Origin of the sequence: Aquiflexum sp., from assembly GCF_041749095.1 — a bacterium.
Lineage (GTDB): Bacteria > Bacteroidota > Bacteroidia > Cytophagales > Cyclobacteriaceae > Aquiflexum.
Map to the genome: position 1 here is coordinate 1 of NZ_JBGTCA010000279.1, position 4,699 is coordinate 4,699.

Consider the following 4,699-nt stretch of genomic DNA (forward strand, 5'->3'; position numbering starts at 1 on the left):
TATTTTGCTCCCAAATTCCTTCATCTAATTCAAAAAGCAGGCATCCATGTGGAAACGACTGCATTACCATTTACATCAAATACAGATAAAGGACCAAGGGAATTTCCTGCCGGCACATTGATCATTCCTACCGCATTTCAAAAACTTTCCCCGGATGAACTGCAAGCAGCAATGAAGGATGCCGCCAAAGAAGCGGGGCAACATGTCTATGCCTCCACTTCCGGCTTCAGCGCAAAGGGGATAGATTTGGGAAGCAATAATATCTCAGCAGTTCAGGAGCCTAAGGTATTGATGTTGATCGGTCAGGGAACTTCTCAATATGAAGCGGGTGAAATCTGGCATTTAATGGACACCAAAGTCGGTATGCCTATGGCTAAAGTAGATGTCAGTTTATTTGGGAGAATCAACCTCTATGATTACAATACCTTGATTTTACCTTCAGGTAATTATTCTTCCTTATCCACTGCACAGGTCAACCATTTAAAAGATTGGCTGTCGAGAGGTGGGACTTTGATTTCCCTTAGATCAAGCAGCGAATGGTTACAAAGCCAAGGAATTGTTCAGGAAGAGTATCTGACTATGGAAGATGAAAAATCACCTGAATCACTTCCTTTTGCCTCAAGAAGAGATTTTGCTGGGGCACAAGCAATCGGCGGAAGTATTTATTTGACAAAGTTGGACAATACACATCCTTTGGGTTTTGGCTATAGAAATGCAGAAATTCCGGTTTATAGAAATTCAACCATATTTTTCAAGCCTTCCAAAAATCCGTCAAACACGCCGGTAAGGTACACTTCGAACCCGTTATTGGGAGGTTACATTTCTCCGTCCAATCTTGAAAAAGTAAAGCAAAGTGCCAGCGTCATGGTCTCCACAGTAGGCCAAGGAAGGGTCATCCACTTCATCGACAATCCCAATTTCCGCGGCACCTGGTTCGGTACCAACAAGCTGTTTTTCAATGCAGTTTTCTTTGGGGATAAGATGTGATTGTTTGAACCACAAAAGAAACAAAAGGGAACAAAAGACTATATCACAGAGCTGCCGTCACCCTGACGTAGGAAGGGTCTCTTGAGGAACAGGAAATGATTAATATTAACATAAATAGGACCTTTGGAGATCCTTCGTGCCTCAGGATGACGGCTGCCTAGCGAGTAACCTGATGTCATTCTTATTATGACATATTCAAAATATAAAGACTCGCAATAACGAAACCCAAAACAATCGGTATCCACAAATTCCTTGAATCCATCATGGTTATCCGTGAAATTTACCGAAATTTGTGGTAAATTAATTTCCTGTGTCTAAGTCCATTCTTTTAATTACTCCCCCTTTTACCCAACTGAATACCCCCTATCCGGCAACCGCATATATCAAAGGTTATCTGAATACCATCGGGAAAACATCTCATCAATCAGATTTAGGGATAAAAGTGATTCTAAGAATTTTTTCAAAAAATGGTTTAAGTAATGTATTCCAATCTATTGATAATGATAAACTTATTAATTCATCAAAAAATAGCCAAAGGATATTTAAGCTTCAAAATGTTTACCTACATACCATAGATCCTGTCATCAAATTTCTACAGTTTGAAAATCCCACTTTGGCATATAATATCTGTGATGGGGATTTTCTTCCACAGGCTTCCAGGTTTGATCAGTTGGATGATATGGATTGGGCTTTTGGCACGATGGGGATACAGGACAAGGCCCGACATTTGGCAACGCTCTATCTGGAAGATTTAGGGGATTTGATTCAGGAAGTGTTGGATCCTTTTTTTGGGTTCAGTAGATATGCTGAGCGATTGGGTCGATCTGCGGTTTCATTCGATCCATTGGCAAAGGCTTTGGAGGCACCACTATCATTTACGGATCAATTTTTAATAGATGAGTTGGAATCGTTGTTAGGGAAGACAAATCCTGAGTTGGTATGCATGTCAGTCCCTTTTCCGGGAAATCTCTACGGTGCCCTAAGGTGTGGACAGTATATCAAGTCCAAATATCCCCACATTAAAATTGCCATGGGCGGCGGATACCCAAATACGGAACTTCGGTCAATCAAAGACCCTCGTGTTTTCCAATACTTGGATTTTATCACCCTAGATGATGGAGAAAGACCTTTGACTTGTTTATTGGAGTATTTGGAAGGTAAAAGGGAATTGCAACAACTCAAAAGGACATTTGCTCTAGCGGAGGGTAAGGTAATTTATTTCAATGGCGCAAAAGAAAACGATATACCATTCAGCAAAACGGGAACCCCGGATTATTCTGGTTTGCAACTCAAAGAATACCTCTCAGTGATAGAAATAGCCAATCCCATGCACCGCCTATGGTCTGATGGCAGGTGGAACAAACTGACCATGGCCCATGGATGCTATTGGAAGAAATGCTCCTTTTGTGATGTGACATTGGACTATATCAAAAATTATGAACCTGTCAGTGCATCATTGATTTGCGACCGAATTGAAGATTTGATAGCGCAAACAGGAGAAACCGGATTTCACTTTGTGGATGAAGCGGCCCCTCCTGCTCTGATGCGGGAAGTTGCCATTGAAATTCTGAGGCGAAACCTAAAAATCACCTGGTGGACAAATATCAGGTTTGAGGAAAGGTTTACTTATGACTTATGCAGATTGCTTAAAGCTTCAGGTTGCATCGCTGTATCAGGCGGTTTAGAGGTCGCTTCTGACCGGTTATTAACAATGATGCAGAAAGGAGTCACCGTTTCCCAAGTGGCAAGGGTTGCTCATAATTTTACCGAATCGGGAATAATGGTGCATGCTTATCTGATGTATGGCTTTCCGACCCAGATTGCACAGGAGACGATTGATAGCTTGGAAATGGTCAGACAGTTGTTCATGCACAATGTCCTTCAATCCGGTTTTTGGCATTTATTTGCCATGACTGCCCATGCGCCTATTGGGGTCGATCCTGGTGCTTTTAGGGTTATCAGGACGGGCCCCGAACAAGGTCTCTTTGCAGAAAATGATTTAAGCCACGATGATCCCGAAGGCACCGAACATGAACTGTTCAGTGAAGGTTTGAAAAAAGCTTTGTTCAATTACATGCATGGAATCTGTTTTGATTTTAAGCTTCAGGAATGGTTTGATTTCAAAGTACCACGACCATCCGTATCTCCCAATTTTATTTTTAATGCCATCCAAAATGAAACAGAGACTGTTTTGAAACCCAATGCAAAGATGGTCTGGCTAGGAAATACTCCTGAGTTGGTCCATGAAGCCTTTATCAGCAAAAAAGGAAATAAGATAGAAACGTGGAAATTGGTCATTGAAAACAAGAACAACCGGGAAGAGATCATAGTCAGCAAAGAAGATGGTAAATGGCTTGAAGGGATTATTAGAGAACTATCTCCTTTACTTGGAAAAAAAGAACTGACTTTTGGTGCTTTTGAGGAAGAATATGGGAAAGCAGGTTTTGGGAATTTTGACCGTTTTTTAGGCTCGAAGATTTGGAGCTCGCTTTTGGAATATGGATTGGTGCTGGTTTGATTGAAAAATTAGAAATTTGTAGATAGTCTCGACATTAGATTTTTCTCCACTCTTTAATTTGCTTTTTGAGTTCTTCATGGGTTATGAAATGTCCCCCTCAGTCCCTTTAGGGACCCTATATCGGTAAAATTATCCTATCAATCGAAAACCTATTGTGCCTTTGGGTACACCATATATACCGTACCTAAAGGCACGGAATCCTACCATAAACATTTTTACTACCAATATTTAGTCCCTAAAGGGACATGACAAAACCAGTATTAAAAAAACCCGAACTAAAAGCCCGGGTTTTTTAACTCACTTTAACCACTAACAACCATAAAACAAATTCATCATGCCGAAGGCAATCCGATGATGTAAAACATCAATTTGTCGTAGTCGATACGGGAATCGAACCAAGTTTATAATTGTTTGAATTTCAACACTTTGCAAGGTACTTCGGTAGCCGTGTGTTTACAGTGTGTTTTTTTCAGTACAAAAGGGTGATTTTTACTCCGTTTTAATACCACAAATCTAAACTTTTTATCCATGGCTTTTTACTTTTCCGTTGTTCCTTACAATCTTTTCCCCAAGAGGCTTGGTCTTGACATTGGTATCTTTCAGGGATACCACTTTCTTGACTCCTTCTTCGTTCATACTCCACATGATTTCATCCGGACCTGCAGAAGTCTGAATGCCTTTGTCAGTCATTTCAAAATCCTTGTTGAGAATCAATGCAGCACCCATCTTTGATCTTGTCATGATATCCAGTTCACAGGTAAACGTGAAAGTTACCTTGGCTCTATACCTGTTCATAATCAAGACTCTCCGTTTTGCCAGATAATTTCACATTCTTGAATAACTTCGATTGTTGAACATTCTCCATTATCAAAAACGCTTAACTGTTCTGTTTCCTGCAGAACATCACAAGTTAAAAACCCTTCACCTTCTGGATCAATTAATTCATATAAATCATCTGAATTTTTAATCTCTCCCGAAGCAAGTAATTCAAGAACTTTTGCTTCATGTTCTTCTGGGATTTCAACCTGTTCCCAAGTCAATACTCTAAAATCTACTCTCATGCTTCCTGTAAGTCTTTATTCTGCATAGATACATGCACGTTCTTATTATGATACTTTAATCTTTCCAAGCGTAACACAACTTTTGCTTCTTTGTCACACCAGTCATTTACCCAGCTTCTTGCATCTGGCGTTC

The 4,699-nt window shown here is 40.3% G+C and carries 3 protein-coding genes and 1 pseudogene; 2 read left to right on the plus strand and 2 right to left on the minus strand.

Going from position 1 to position 4,699, the window contains the following annotated elements; translation table 11 throughout:
- Both ACEW8O_RS13075 and ACEW8O_RS13080 read left to right on the plus strand, forming a co-directional pair.
- A pseudogene (locus ACEW8O_RS13075) lies at positions 1–987 on the plus strand (zinc carboxypeptidase); the annotation flags it as partial.
- A gap of 310 nt (positions 988–1,297) precedes the next feature.
- Positions 1,298–3,505 carry a radical SAM protein gene (locus ACEW8O_RS13080; protein WP_373495071.1) on the plus strand — a complete coding sequence of 736 codons (2,208 nt, stop codon included), beginning with the start codon at positions 1,298–1,300 and terminating at the stop codon, positions 3,503–3,505.
- A 522-nt stretch (positions 3,506–4,027) separates the two neighbouring features.
- On the opposite strand, the gene ACEW8O_RS13085 is transcribed toward ACEW8O_RS13080, so the two are convergent.
- Together ACEW8O_RS13085 and ACEW8O_RS13090 are read right to left on the minus strand one after the other, a co-directional pair.
- A complete protein-coding gene (locus tag ACEW8O_RS13085) occupies positions 4,028–4,300 on the minus strand; it encodes a hypothetical protein (protein ID WP_373495072.1) in 273 nt (90 codons plus the stop codon).
- Between the two features lie 2 nt (positions 4,301–4,302).
- Positions 4,303–4,566 carry a hypothetical protein gene (locus ACEW8O_RS13090; RefSeq protein ID WP_373495073.1) on the minus strand — a complete coding sequence of 88 codons (264 nt, stop codon included), beginning with the start codon at positions 4,564–4,566 and terminating at the stop codon, positions 4,303–4,305.
- Positions 4,567–4,699 lie beyond the last annotated feature (133 nt).